This is a genomic window from Paenibacillus sp. BIC5C1 (genome assembly GCF_032399705.1).
In the GTDB taxonomy this organism is placed as follows: Bacteria; Bacillota; Bacilli; order Paenibacillales; family Paenibacillaceae; genus Paenibacillus; species Paenibacillus taichungensis_A.
In genome coordinates, this window is the sequence record NZ_CP135922.1 from 3,374,172 (window position 1) to 3,387,714 (window position 13,543).

The 13,543-nt window shown below is 43.2% G+C and carries 16 protein-coding genes and 1 riboswitch; of the genes, 10 read left to right on the plus strand and 6 right to left on the minus strand.

Annotation, left to right across the window (positions count from 1 at the left end; all coding sequences use genetic code 11):
• Positions 1-96 precede the first annotated feature (96 nt).
• From RS891_RS15175 to RS891_RS15195, 5 genes are all read left to right on the plus strand, one after another.
• On the plus strand, positions 97-441 hold the full coding sequence (locus RS891_RS15175; RefSeq protein WP_024631702.1) for a YojF family protein: 345 nt from the start codon (positions 97-99) through the stop codon (positions 439-441).
• Positions 442-464: 23 nt separating this feature from the next.
• The gene (gene bshB2, locus RS891_RS15180; protein ID WP_113054992.1) at positions 465-1,139 is read left to right on the plus strand and encodes a bacillithiol biosynthesis deacetylase BshB2; all 675 of its coding nucleotides are present in this window, start codon (positions 465-467) and stop codon (positions 1,137-1,139) included.
• A 201-nt stretch (positions 1,140-1,340) separates the two neighbouring features.
• Positions 1,341-1,814, plus strand: coding sequence for an IS200/IS605 family transposase (tnpA, locus tag RS891_RS15185; protein ID WP_315793911.1), 474 nt, complete (start codon positions 1,341-1,343; stop codon positions 1,812-1,814).
• Between the two features lie 252 nt (positions 1,815-2,066).
• Positions 2,067-2,708, plus strand: coding sequence for a hypothetical protein (locus RS891_RS15190; protein WP_397386919.1), 642 nt, complete (start codon positions 2,067-2,069; stop codon positions 2,706-2,708).
• Positions 2,709-2,745: 37 nt separating this feature from the next.
• Positions 2,746-3,447 (plus strand): hypothetical protein, encoded by a 702-nt coding sequence (locus tag RS891_RS15195; RefSeq protein WP_315795925.1) that lies wholly within the window; start codon positions 2,746-2,748, stop codon positions 3,445-3,447.
• A gap of 115 nt (positions 3,448-3,562) precedes the next feature.
• Here RS891_RS15195 and RS891_RS15200 read toward each other — a convergent pair whose 3' ends face one another.
• The 3 genes from RS891_RS15200 to RS891_RS15210 form a co-directional block, all read right to left on the minus strand.
• Positions 3,563-4,375 carry an undecaprenyl-diphosphate phosphatase gene (locus tag RS891_RS15200; RefSeq protein WP_315795927.1) on the minus strand — a complete coding sequence of 271 codons (813 nt, stop codon included), beginning with the start codon at positions 4,373-4,375 and terminating at the stop codon, positions 3,563-3,565.
• Between the two features lie 16 nt (positions 4,376-4,391).
• The gene (locus RS891_RS15205) at positions 4,392-5,156 is read right to left on the minus strand and encodes a DUF817 domain-containing protein (RefSeq protein WP_113054786.1); all 765 of its coding nucleotides are present in this window, start codon (positions 5,154-5,156) and stop codon (positions 4,392-4,394) included.
• A gap of 167 nt (positions 5,157-5,323) precedes the next feature.
• Positions 5,324-6,175 carry a bifunctional 5,10-methylenetetrahydrofolate dehydrogenase/5,10-methenyltetrahydrofolate cyclohydrolase gene (locus RS891_RS15210; protein WP_063565033.1) on the minus strand — a complete coding sequence of 284 codons (852 nt, stop codon included), beginning with the start codon at positions 6,173-6,175 and terminating at the stop codon, positions 5,324-5,326.
• Between the two features lie 51 nt (positions 6,176-6,226).
• Positions 6,227-6,308, minus strand: a riboswitch (ZMP/ZTP riboswitch).
• A 186-nt stretch (positions 6,309-6,494) separates the two neighbouring features.
• Between RS891_RS15210 and RS891_RS15215 the strand changes: the two genes are divergently transcribed.
• Genes RS891_RS15215 through RS891_RS15225 form a run of 3 tightly spaced genes read left to right on the plus strand, consistent with a single transcriptional unit; the run spans position 6,495 to position 8,076 of the window.
• A complete protein-coding gene (locus RS891_RS15215) occupies positions 6,495-6,977 on the plus strand; it encodes a MarR family transcriptional regulator (RefSeq protein WP_113054785.1) in 483 nt (160 codons plus the stop codon).
• A gap of 11 nt (positions 6,978-6,988) precedes the next feature.
• Positions 6,989-7,573, plus strand: a complete 585-nt coding sequence (locus RS891_RS15220; RefSeq protein ID WP_315795931.1) for a nitroreductase family protein — start codon at positions 6,989-6,991, stop codon at positions 7,571-7,573.
• Positions 7,574-7,590: 17 nt separating this feature from the next.
• Entirely contained in the window at positions 7,591-8,076 is a 486-nt protein-coding gene (locus RS891_RS15225) for a nitroreductase family protein (RefSeq protein WP_181586678.1), read from the plus strand.
• Between the two features lie 169 nt (positions 8,077-8,245).
• Here RS891_RS15225 and RS891_RS15230 read toward each other — a convergent pair whose 3' ends face one another.
• From RS891_RS15230 to RS891_RS15240, 3 genes are all read right to left on the minus strand, one after another.
• Complete coding sequence (locus tag RS891_RS15230) at positions 8,246-9,508, minus strand: MFS transporter (RefSeq protein WP_315795933.1); 1,263 nt, start codon at positions 9,506-9,508, stop codon at positions 8,246-8,248.
• Between the two features lie 39 nt (positions 9,509-9,547).
• Positions 9,548-10,453, minus strand: coding sequence for an ArsR/SmtB family transcription factor (locus tag RS891_RS15235; RefSeq protein ID WP_315795935.1), 906 nt, complete (start codon positions 10,451-10,453; stop codon positions 9,548-9,550).
• A gap of 250 nt (positions 10,454-10,703) precedes the next feature.
• On the minus strand, positions 10,704-11,366 hold the full coding sequence (locus tag RS891_RS15240) for an MBL fold metallo-hydrolase (protein ID WP_315795937.1): 663 nt from the start codon (positions 11,364-11,366) through the stop codon (positions 10,704-10,706).
• 165 nt (positions 11,367-11,531) lie between these two features.
• Here RS891_RS15240 and RS891_RS15245 point away from each other — a divergent pair, with 165 nt between their 5' ends.
• Both RS891_RS15245 and RS891_RS15250 read left to right on the plus strand, forming a co-directional pair.
• On the plus strand, positions 11,532-12,059 hold the full coding sequence (locus RS891_RS15245) for a sigma-70 family RNA polymerase sigma factor (RefSeq protein WP_315795939.1): 528 nt from the start codon (positions 11,532-11,534) through the stop codon (positions 12,057-12,059).
• Positions 12,046-13,518 carry a DUF4179 domain-containing protein gene (locus tag RS891_RS15250; RefSeq protein WP_315795941.1) on the plus strand — a complete coding sequence of 491 codons (1,473 nt, stop codon included), beginning with the start codon at positions 12,046-12,048 and terminating at the stop codon, positions 13,516-13,518. The genes RS891_RS15245 and RS891_RS15250 overlap by 14 nt, the downstream gene beginning before the upstream one ends.
• The last annotated feature ends 25 nt before the right edge of the window (positions 13,519-13,543 follow it).

The following is a 13,543-nucleotide window of genomic DNA, read 5'->3' on the forward strand; positions in this document are numbered from 1 at the left end:
ATTACAAACATTCGCTCACTCATTCCATGTTTATTCTCACGGGACATATGTTAAAATGGATGTTGAACGTTACTTTTTACTAAAAAGGAGGCCGCCATGCAGCCAATAGAGCCTCAAGACATCCAACACCGGATCAATCAACTTCTCGATCAGGACCTATATCTACACCTCGAACTCACGTCAGGTGCTTACGCCAGTCACTTCGATAGCACCAGGCACCCAGGGTCGGCATTCATTTCCAATGCGGTCATACGATATACGCAAGGATCTATCTCGGGCACAGGCCCATACCGAGTTGGCTTAAAGACCACTCACGGCTGGATATACGCTGAAGGACTTACACACATTGACGAGCTGGAACAAGAAAGACTCATTTTGGCTGGTCACGATAGTCAAGGAAAACTGGTTGTAGCTTTACAACTTAGTCGGGAATTGTTCTGATGAAAGCGGAGGATCAAATAAGCATGAATAACAAACAGATTGAACATCAGCGTATTTTAGTTGTGTTTCCCCATCCCGATGATGAAGCATTCACTGCTTCGGGAACGTTGGCGAAGTACATAGAAGGCGGTGCTCAAGTCACTTATGCTTGCCTGACTCTAGGGGAGATGGGACGTAATATGGGCATCCCTCCATTTGCCAACCGGGTCACCTTGCCAATAATCCGTAAGGATGAACTCATAGAGTCCTCCAATGCGATTGGTATTCAAGACTTAAGAATGCTCGGTTTTCATGATAAAATGATCGAATTTGAAGACCCTGAATTGCTAGATGGCCACATCTTGGCCCTGATCAAGGAGCTTAACCCATCACTGGTCATTACTTTCTATCCAGGGTATAGTGTACATCCCGATCATGATGCGACCGGAGCCGCAGTTACTCGAACGATTGGTCGATTGCCAGTAGGGGAGAGACCTATTGTGTACTGCTGTGCATTCTCGAACAATCACGAAGAGAGCATCGGGAAAGCGGATGTAATTGAAGACGTGAGCGGATTCCTTGCCAAGAAAATGGCTTCGATTCGAGCTCACCGTTCACAATTCCAAGCGCCTGAACTTGTCGGCAAGCGGGAATTGGATGATGAACAAATCCGAAATCGGTTTGGAAGAGAAGCGTTTTGGACCTATAAGTTCGATTAATTTTACAGTTTGTAAAATCTAATTTTCGTTAAAAGTCGCCATTATGGCGACTTTTTTTGTTATGGCTTCAGCCAGTTGAGTGCGTGAAACGCGCGAAACAAAAAACCACCCGCTATGCGGGTGGAGGGACCTGAGGTTTGACCACCAAGACCATTCCGATAAAATTGAGATGTTCAGGCTCAACGAAAGGAATGGTCTTAGATGGCAAATAAGAGCTACAGCCTAGCTCACACAAAGTGGATGTGCAAATACCACATTGTATTCACCCCGAAGTATAGACGGAAAGAAATCTATAATCAAGTGAGAAGAGACTTGATCGAAATTTTCAAACGTCTATGTAAGTACAAAGGAGTAGAAATTATAGAAGGTCACATGATGCCCGATCATGTTCACATGTTGGTAGCGATCCCACCGAAAATGGCTGTCTCCACGTTCATGGGATATCTAAAGGGAAAAAGTTCGCTCATGATCTTCGAGAAACACGCCCAGCTCAAGTATAAATACGGAAATCGAAAATTTTGGGCAGAAGGGTATTACGTAAGTACAGTGGGTCTAAATGAAGCAACGGTAAGAAAGTATATACGTGAACAAGAAGCACATGATCAGGCGATAGATAAGCTGAGTGTAAAAGAATATGAAGATCCATTTAACAGCAACAAGAGCAAAAAGAAGTAAAACCAGTTTAACTGGTAAGTGAAAGTGACAAATAACACTGAGCCTGAACAGATTTGCTGTCAGGCTAGCGTCTTTAGGCGCAGTTTGGCAACAGGGGGTTATACCCCAAGAGCAAACCACCCGTTGGACGGGTGGTCCTGATTTTTAGACATACTATATTGTTCAGGTATTGAATGGAGTGCGAAGGGGCAATCGTATGGTTTCCATACGTTTTCATGGGTAATAACATATTGACCATTAAACTCGTAAGGAGTGATACAATTGAAAGAACTTCGTTCTGTTTTTGTTAAAATCCCGATGTTCGTCATGTTTCTTGCACTTACAGCTTGCTCTGGAGAAACAGAGCCGCCAGCAACCTCTGAACCGTCAGCACCAACAAATGAATCGGTTACAGCTCCCACCACAGAAAATGAGGAAACATCGGAAACGACACGACCGCACACAGAAAATTTTGATTTGATGACAGGTGAAGGGAATTCATCACGAACGGCCACCTTGCATCAAGGAGAAGGTTTTACATTGTACGTGTTTGAGAAGTTTTCTTTTGAAGCTGCCAAAGGTCGCTTGTCGCTGACAAGCAATCCGGACTACTATGTGGATATTAAACCGCTGCCCTCTGATTATGATCTGGAAAAGCTTGAGACAGATGGGCGAGAAGAATTGGACAAATTCGGTGCGGTGACTGATTATAGTGGGGAGCTGATTGAGCACCCGCTTGGTTTCGCTGAGCTTTATCTTCAAGCCTCAGGTGAAAAAGGGATAAACGATTATATGGTCTGGAAATCAGAAAAAGGTGACGCTTTTTTATTCCGTCTTCATAATCCCAAAGGGGAAGAAGCCTCCGATTTCGCTGGTCCGGTCCTTGTGTCCTTATCTACGGTTCAGGGCGAATAGTTATCATCGTCATCTTAAGGAGTGAGTGGACATCGTAATGCCGAAAATGCGAAGCAAACGAATCATTCGAATTACTGCGTTAATCATTTTACTTTTGCTCATATCATGCATCGCATTTGTTTATGTTAATGACAGACCTGGCGGATTAGCCGATCGGCGTATGTCCAAAGCGATGGGAATGAGTGAAACCATCCATATTCCTATAGGGAAAACTGCTGAAGAATCCATTCAGAAGTTTAGAGGTAAGGATGATTCATTACAAATTATTTTTCAAGAACCGGTAGACGGCGGCATGATTTTGTTTAAACAAAAAGTTGGTCAGAAGAATAACAGCAATCTTCAAATGGAATATGCTCGGAAGATAATGTTCGGATGGAAGTGGGCTTGGGGTGGCGGATATTCTATTGGGGAATCATCTCAATTCACGTCTGCAATGGATTATATGAGCATGCCTGAATTGAGTCATATATCGACACCTTTCCCTATGCTGTTTGGACATATATTAGACCAGGCTATTCAGCGTGTAACTGTCGAGTTCGAGGGGGATGAGAAACCAGCAGTTACCGAAGCCAAGTTGGTTGAGGTGGGACCGGAAAGCATAATCTGGTTTGTATCACTGCCCTCGTCTGCAACAATTCCTTATGAAATAAAGGGATTCAACGATAGAGGAGAGCTCATAACCCATAAACAAATTGATGATCCGAATGGCATGGGTTCCATGGTTCTTGGAGAGCGTTAATGAGTATTCGTACGGAACCTGCAAGTAGGGCGGGATCGTCAAGTTTGGAAAACAATAAAAAGGGAACAACCACTGTTGAGGGTTGTTCCCTTATACGTTACAAGGAAATTCGGGTTTACAAAAAAATAAGTAAAAGTATTCCGACTATAAAGCAATAGTATGAAAAGTAAATCAAGTTCCCTCTTGCCATAATTCCCATGAACCATTTCATTGAAAAGTAGGTTACGATAAGGGTCGTAATGAACGCTAAAATGTAAGGTATAGCCAACTGCGCTCGGTGCGGATCGGTTACGATGTCAGAAGCTCCTAATATTACCCCGCCGATGCTAATCGGAATGTAGAGCATAAAGGAAAATTTCAACGCCGTTTCTTGTTTCATCCCGACAGCAATTGATGCAATAACTGTTGCACCAGAGCGGCTTATTCCCGGAATAAGAGCCACCGCTTGAGCCAGACCCACCAGTACTGCGTCTTTTGCAGACAAATCGCCATCTCTTTTGCGCCCACGAAGGTTTCGAATGAGCCATAGGGCAACCCCTGTAATCAGTAGACTAATCGCAACCGTATAGACAGAAGTGAATATTTCTTCAATTTTATCCTTGAATAGCACGGCCCCGATCGCAGCAGGGAGGGTACCAATGATTATGTATAGACAAAACATAAAATCTGCTCTGTACTCCGCATTGCGAGAGACTAGGAATCGCCAGCCTCCTACAATAAGTTTTTTGATATCTTCCCGAAAGATAAACATAATGGCAATCAGTGAGGCGGTGTTCGTCAAAATTTCAAAGGATAATCCGTTCTGCTCCATGCCAAGCAATCGTTGAACGATAATCAAATGTCCGCTTGAAGAAACCGGAATAGGCTCTGTAGCCCCTTGCACGACACCCAATAACACATATTTCAACCACAAAATAAAGTCTTCCATTGTATCCTCCTACTCATTATTTTCGATTAGCTTTGACATATTTCAATTGGGCCACAATGATGACACTAATAATCACCAAAAGGAACCACGAACTGATCTTGCTAAAACTGACCAGCTGCCAGGAGTCATGCTGGTCAGGATATTTCCAGCCGTTAAAAAATGTAGCTATATTTTCAGCGGTCCAGATGAAAAAACCTACGATGATAAAAGCGAGTGTTAACGGCATTCGATAGGTAGTTAATCGTACCCGATAGATAATCCATGTTTTTCGAAAAACAATAAATACCAGAGCGGTCAACCACCAACGGAAATCGGGAATAAAATGATGTGTGAAAAAGTTGATATAGATGGCTCCTCCTAACAGAACCGAAGATGCAAACCCAGGCCAGCCCGTCATGTCCATACGCAATCTGCGCCATATTTGACACATAAAGCTTGCTACACTTGCATACATAAATCCGCTATAAAGGGGGACACCAAAGAGCTTGGTATAACCAGGCTCGGGGTATGACCAGGACCCCATCCATACCTTATACATCTCCAGTACCAATCCAATCACGTGAAATATACATATGACTTTGATTTCATCACGTGTTTCCAATCCGCTCCGGTACATAAGGTATTGTACTGCTAATAAAACAAGCAGAATGGCATCATAACGATAGAGAAGAGGTATCTGAATAACGCTAGAAAGGGCCAACGTTCCAAAGATCGCCACAGGAAAAATGCAACTCATCGCCTGATGATAACCGAAATGCAGGAGCTGTACTAAAGGTTTCAAGTTATGTTTATCTCCTTCCTAAGCCTTGTTCATAATAATATAGATATGGTCCGTTTGTAAAAAGAGAAAAAAAGAAATATATATTTTCTTATTTTCAATTCGAGCTGATTCAAAGACAAAACAGGCCCCTCGTCAAATGGAGGGACCTTGTTTTTTGGCTAATTCATTTATGCATTTTCAGATAGCTTGTAGGCAGATTTAATCGTATGTTCGATGAGCGTCGCAATTGTTACAGGACCAACACCGCCCGGTACAGGTGTAATTGCTGAAGAAGGAACAAAGCAAGCTTCGTAGTCCACATCTCCGACGTTGCCTTTGTTATAACCAGCATCAATAACGACAGCACCTGGTTTAATCCAGTCGCCTTTAACAAAGAGCGGTTTGCCCACGGCTGCAATTATGATATCGCCAAGCTTCACGATTTCCTCCAGATTCACGGTTTTGGAGTGGCAAGTCGTCACCGTTGCATTCCGGTTTAGCAGCATGGCTGAGACAGGTTTGCCCAGAATAGGGCTTCTTCCGATGACAACCGCATGTTTGCCCTCGATCTGAATATTGTAGAAATCCAGAATACGCATAATAGCCTGTGGTGTACAGGAAGGGAATTCTGCGTCTCCAAAAGCATTAAGTGCAAAACCGAGGGTCGTTACACCGTCAACGTCCTTCTCGATACTAATGGCATCAAAAGCTGCTCTTTCATCGATGTGATTCGGGACAGGGTGCTGAAGCAAAATACCGTGTACGGAAGGGTCATCATTTAGCTTGTTAATTTCTTGAATTAATTCATCTGTGGTGGTATCCGCAGAAAGAACAACCTTAATGGATTGCACGCCTAAGCGAGCACAAGCATTTCCTTTCATACGTACATAGGTCGCTGAAGAAGGATCATCTCCGACGAGAATTGTAGCGAGACAAGGCTGAATGCCTTTTTCCTTAAGTATGGCAACCTTCGAGGCCATGTCTTCCTTCATAAAGTCCGCTACCGTTTGTCCATTCAAGATCAGTTTGTCAGTACTCATTATCACATCGCCCTTTCAACATAAAAAAGAGGCAAGGAAATAAATATTCCTTACCTCTGCCCAGGCGTACGGCTTATTACAAAACCATATGCTCCCTCACGGTTCACCGTGTTCGCCAGTTACATATGATCGTTTTAAATTGTTTAGATTGATACTACTTGAAAAAGCAGAATTGTTCAATAGTTAATGGATTTGATAACTGTTCTCACTTATGATATATTATTGTTAACCAGTAAACTATTTGCGGTTGAATTAGTGCATTAGATTCATTATTTAAGGTTTTTTTATTATTTATAGGTAAATAAGGAGCGATTGAAGAATGGATTCAAACGATCGATCAAAACAGTTACTGTATGACCAATTTATCCGCTTTTTACATGTATATGAGAATCACAAGGATACGGAAATTGAACATTTTCTAAGTATCGCCCAGCGGGAAAGCATGGACAAAATCCCTCAGCATTTGACCGCGATTCATATGATAGATTGCATTGGCAAGCATGAGCCTATTAACAACACGGGTATTGCCGAGGCGATGAATTTGTCCAAAGCAAGCATTACCAAGATAGGCAACAAACTGCTGGAGGAAGGATTCGTTAAACGTACGAAAATGAATGACAACAAAAAGGAGAGCTATTTCCGGTTGTCACCACAAGGCAAGAAGATCTTTGAACTGCATGAACGTCTGCATGTACTCGAGGCTGAACGGTTTTATCAATCTTTGGACAAATATTCGGAACCTGAGCTGAAAATAATACATCGATTTCTTCAAGACAGCAGCATGGATATGGAGTCCAGATAAACTGAAGGAGAGTGAATAACTTGAGCCTGACAGAATTAATCAGGGAACGCAGAAGTATTCGTAAATGTAATTCAAAACCGGTGGAACAGGAGTTGGTTGTTGAATTGTTGCACAAGGCCACACGGCTTCAACCATCTGTTGAAGCTGGCTCATGGCGTGTTGTGTATGCTGGAACTCCCGAAGCACGCAAACGGTTGGTGGACTGCATGCTGGAACAGATGTCGCAGAGCAAGCTCGGCAAGCTGATTCCAGGTAAATTGCTGGATGTTTTTAAAAAGAGGTTTACCGATATTCCAGCTCACGTCATTGTTATGTCGACTGTAGGACCGGATCGTCTGACCAATGACCGCAATTATGCGGCAGCCTGCGGGATGATGCAGAGCTTCCAACTGCTGGGATGGGAAAAAGGGTTAGGAATGTTGTGGGATACAGAGTCCATGATTCAGAATGAAGGATTTTTCAAAGGCATTGGACTACGTGAGGATGAAAGATTTGTTGGCATTCTTCATATGGGATATTACGACAAAGCGCCAAGAAGCCGGAAAAGAACACCTGCTGAGCAAAAGTGGACTGTATTTCAGGGTCAAACTACGTAGAAGGGGAGGAAGTAAAAATGGAATTAGCCGATCTGCAAGGAGGCATACATAGTCCAAAAGATTTTTTGGATCGACCGGTATCACAGGAGCTAATCCTTGAATTGCTCAATCACGCCGTGTGGGCGCCAAATGATGGACTTCGTGAGCCGTGGCGATTTATTTTTGCCGATAACCGTAATGGGAAACTCATGCAGGGATTACAGGAGCACGCTCCAGCCTATCTTCTGGTCTTGGTAAAGGAAGAGGCGGATTATCATAAGCGGGAAGAGGACTTTGCAGCCGTCTGCTGTCTGATCCAAAATTTCCGTTTGCTTGCCCATGAACAGGGCCTGGGTGTGCGCAGCACGCTGCATGACTGGATGTACGACCGGAATCGTGCTGAAACGTTTGGCGTGTTAGGCAATGAGCGAATTGCTGCGGTTCTGGAATTGGGATATGGTGCCGAACAGCCGGAAGCGAAAGCTGAGATAGCTGAACCTCAGCTTCATTTCGAACTATTGTAGCGGGGAAGATATAGGGAAGAGAATTGATATGAATGAGGAACGACAATGCCTTGATCAGGATTGTCGTTCTTTTTTATGTGGTGTGTATCCGGTTTGCAGATTAAAAGTCAGCTAAACCGGATACACACGACTAATCCAGAGATTCACCTATTTTTTATAAATGATATTCCTATAATGTTTTTATTACCTTGTTATGAGAATTTAATTGCGTTCTGTTCTGTAAAACAGATAAATCACCATCTAAATTCTTCAGATTTGGAAGGAATGCTGCAGCAACCGAACAAAGCAAGGGGAGCAGACCCAAAGACAAGAATAAAAAAGGAATACCATATAGTTCTGCAATCGCTGCACCTGCAAAAGCTCCTACAGGTTGCAGGCCGCCACCAATGAGGAACCGTATTGAGTTAACTCGGCCTTGCAGAGGTCCAGGGACGAGCGTGCCATGTAATGATGAACTGAGAGAACCAAAGAAAGGTCCTGCTGCACCAGCGGCACATAAAGCAACGAGCGCAAATGGGTAACTCGGGAACAGGCCCAGTAAGGCGTTAAAAAGCCCCATGGCGGCTAGGCTGCACAGCATGACTGTCCGTCGTCTTTTGATTTCGCACATGCACGAGATGATCAAAAGTCCTACTAATGTGCCACATGCTGAAGCAGTGGTGAGTGTGCCCATAGCAGCGGCATCCCGATCTAACACTTCACGAACAAAAGGAATCATCATCGTCCAGATCGCTATAGAAGACATGTTGCTGATCGAAACTATCCCCATAATCGAAAGCATGGCCGGAAAACTACGATAAAAGGAAAAACCTTCATGGATATCTCTAAAATAAGCCTTAAATGAAAAGGAGGGCTTAGCTGCTACTGGCTTCTGCATTGTGGGCAGATAGAGCAACGTGGCAATGGCGGCGGTGTAACAAACGGCGTTGATGCCCAGCGTCGGCAATGCCCCAGCTACAGCAGTAAGAGCTCCGGCTAAGGCTGGGCCCAATAAAGCAGCTGCATTACGGCAGCCGTCGATTACCGCGAATGCACGCACCAGTTTCCGCTCATCTGATACTCCGGGAACAATTGCCATTGCGGTGGGCATGAATAGAGCAGAACATGCCCCGCTTAGTCCTGCGGCCAGAAAAAGGTGCCATAATTGCAAGTGGCCTGCGAGTCCCAGACTCAGCGGTAATAAGAGAGCAAGCAACCTTACAGAAGCAAGCACTGCCATGAACCGCCCTCGGTGTAACCGATCGGATAACGGCGACCCGAGCAACCGAATGACCACTTCTGGAATGCTAAAGCTTAGTGCCATCGCACCCATGGCCATCTTAGATGCAGTTATTTCATAGACAAGCCATTCCATAGCCAGAAGACCAAATACGTCACCAAATGAACTCAGAGTGACAGTAGCTAGTAAACCATAATAACTGCGCTTAAGCATGAGTGTTCCTCCGTGTGCGTGGGTTAAAGGACATTATCATCATTCTTCAATATAACCTGAAATCTGGTCCGATAGCTTGTTGAGAGCTTCTAAACGCAAACTGTAAGAGGTCGTTTTCTGGTTATAATGCACGATGACAAGCCCCGCAGCCCTCAATGAAATCAGGTGGTAGTGTACCGTACTCTTGGATAGTTTAACCTCGCTAACGATCTCCGTGAATGTTAACTGCCTTCCAGCCAACAGGCGGAGGATGTATAATCTGGTTTCGTCGGACAATGCTCGAGTTAGACGCAACAACCGATGTTCAGGCCGACCCGTTGCTGGTGGGAGAATATCGGCAGAGTAACTCGTGAAAATCACTTCATCAAAGATGGCTGAGGTGACAAAGGGCCGAGCATGATATTGAGGGATTAGAATCACTTGTTTGAGCAGAGGGGTGGGGTATAGACGCATGCCTTCCGTTGCTTTCTCATAGACCTCCAAGTCATTGGTTCCGTTCAGACTGGACCGTCTGGTTTCAGCTTCTAAGGCAAGACCTTCAATAATTGCCGAATCAATTTGGCTAAAATAGTGGGTATCCCATTCACGAAGCGCTTCGGATGTCCGGCTGCGCAGTTCAGGAAGATTAGAGGGAACGGACAACTTCACGTTAGCGGCGATGTCATATAGCTGGCCTGTGGTTAGGTCTTCAAGCCAATCCAAAAAACCACTCACTGAGCGCTCTCCAGGACAACTCCAAATATAAGGTGCTAGGCTAAAATCATCTACAAGTTTCATCGTCTCCCGCATTTGTTGCAATTTGGCAGGAGCGAACCGATCTTGCACTTCTCTGACCCATAATTTTCCAGCATCTAGAGCATTATGGTTCTGTTTGCTCATGAAAACCGTAAGGCTACTTACACATTCATAGATGGGCGCGAAATCAACTTCCACTTTGTAGTTCATAGCTCGAATTTCCCCCTGTTTTTTCTTGTTCTACATTTATAGAACAACTAATTTGTTTTATTGTATACGAACAATTATAGGTTTGCAACAAAAATGTCCAATGATTTGCTTATTCTCTTCAACGAAAAAAGACGTTCCCACGGGTGGCGAGCACCTGAAGAAGCGTCTTTATGATTTATAATGACAGAAAAATGAGCAGTCTGGTTTTAAAATAACTGAATAATACTCACCGATAGTGTATATTGAAAATTTAATCTTGGTTGAGTGCTGCTATCTGATCTTTCACATTTACATTACTTAATCCCCCGTGGTAACAAATGACAGATGTAATATCGAAATCTGCATATTTTCTCAACGAGAGCTTTGCTGCGTTCATATCCGGTGTAGTCGGGGCGTGAATTCCACCAAGTATACCTTCTACACTGTACATGGAATCCCCGGCAATGAGAGTTTTACTTTCCTTCAAATAAAGACTGATATGACCGGGTGTGTGTCCAGGCGTGTGAATAACGCGAATCCCGCCGCAAAACGGCAGTTCCTGACCATCTATTAAAGTATGGTTTACTGTACCCTTCGGGGGATTCTCCAGGTGACTATCTTTGATTAGAGGCAGTTCCCCTTGGATGTACGGCTTATCCATTTCGTGTGCATATACTTTAATAGCGTTGCCACACGTCTGTAAAATCTCCGGTAGATTCCCTATATGATCTACATCCTGATGGGTCAAAATAACTGCATTTAATTGGTCTATTGAAACGCCAGCCTTCTCCATTGCCACACGTAAATCCTCAAATTGACCTGGAAAACCAGTGTCTATTAGAATAATCATTTCTTGATCCTTTAAAAGAATAGGGTGTATCACATTCCCATGATAGTCTAGATGGAGCATTTCGACTCCCTTTGCAATTTCCATAATATTAGTCCTCCGTAGAATGAAATAGTATCTCTTTGTAAACGAATCAACTTCGTAAAAGGATACGGGGATAGAATTGAAAAAAATTAGTGTTTTCTTGTGAACCAAACCAAGTATAGGATGATCTAATGAATAGAAGGAATGAGAGGAAAGGGGGGAGCATTGGTGGATTTATCAGAAAAAGCGGAACTTGCAAGAAAAGGGGATAAGGAAGCTTTTGTCTATTTAATTCGAGCTGTCCAGCAAAGTCTATTTGTTATAGGAAGATCAATTGTTAAAACGGATGAAGATTGTGCAGATGCAATACAGGAGACCATTGCTAAAGCTTTTTCTAATGTACATACACTGAAAGAGCCCACTTATTTTAAAACGTGGATTATTCGGATTTTAATCAATGAGTGTAATCGGATTATTAAGAAAAAAAAGCGAGTATCCCTTGTCCCTTATGATATGAGAAAGACATCTTATAAAGGGGATTTCGAACAAATTGAGCTGTTTGAGGTAATTGACGAATTGGATGAACAGCTTCAAACCATCGTGACACTTTTTTATATCGAGGATTTATCGGTCAAGGAAATATCTAGAGTGCTTGAACTTTCTGAAGGAACAGTAAAGTCAAGGTTATTCAGGGCCAGACGACAATTATCAGAGCTCGTTCTAGGGGAAGGAGAGGGCAAATATGAATTTTCATGATCCGGTTGACCGTGAGATCAAGCAAATATTAGATGTTAAAAGAAAAGACCTGATCATTCCTGATACAGTACAACTTGCTATGGAGAACGCACTTTCCTCCATTTCTGAGCAGAAGGTAAAAAAGAAATATCCCCGTAAACGATGGAGATGGGCAGCAGCAGTTATAGCCCTCTTTTTCATCCTAGGAGCGGTTTCGATTTATTCCGTACCAACATTTGGTGAGATGATCCGGTCTTTATTTGCCAAGGATAACCCGGATATTGGACTATTACGTGCACAAGAACTGGGACTAGTGCATAATCCTCACATCAAAGTAAAGGACAAAGGTTATACGCTGGTAATTGATGAAGCTGTTGCAGACCCTACCCGAGTGACAATGGCTCTTCAACTTTTTGATAAAAAAGGTAAACACGATCGCTATAAGTTACTCCTTGGAGATCTGAACAACATTACTATTAAAGATGCTAACGGTAAAGACTTGGATACCATGTACGATATGGGATACACAAATGATTTTTATTATATGGTTGCTTTTTTCAATGAGCCATTGCAGACAGACAAGATTACGATAGAAGGAAACATTGGGATGCTTGGCAACAAGAACGAGCCTTCCGTTGAAGGAGATTGGAACTTTAACTTTGATATAGATATGAGAGAGGCTAACCAGCAAACGAAAATAGAAGAATTATCAGGTAGCTACACAACGCCACACGGAATGACAGTCACTTTAAAGAGGTTAACGAGAATGGTGCAGGGAGTCCGTTTTGAACTGGAGACTGAACTTAATGATGCTGCAATGGCAAGGTCACCCGGTGATTTATGGGAAAAGCAGATGCTGAGTTTTCACTTTGAAACCATAGAGAATGAAGAAATTCATTCGGTAAATTCGAGAAAGAATGGTGACATGGTTAGTTTGATGTCTACTGATTATGCTGTCATAGGCGACGGGAAGATCCGATGGAGTTATATTTTCAAGTACTTGCCAGAGGATGAACCGTATCGTTTTATTTTGGATGGTTACTCGGTCGCTGAAATAGACGGCAGCAAAATTTCCTTTAGCCCATCGGAGCTGATAGAACCCAAATCTTTTCAAATATTAACAGATCGCATAGAGTTGGTTGGGACCTCGCTTGAGGACTCACAAAACCCTGATGCCACATATGAAACAGCCGTATCGTTCTACGGGGAAATGGATAATGAAATAAACAATGAAGAATGGAAAGCATACGATTCAGCAGGCAAGCAGTATGAGGTTAGTAAGTGGGGGGTCTCAACCTTAAAAAATACGCTTTCTGATAATTGGAGAGAGGGATTTATTAGTATGGGAAATCGCGATATGCAGCAGCCTTATGAATACCGGATCACGGGGTTAAACCACATCCCAGAGGAACTTATCCTGGTAAGACGAGTAGTAGATAAAAGGTACAAAGACCCTGACTGGTCTGTATTGCTAAAATAATTTAATAATGTGTAATCTATCGATC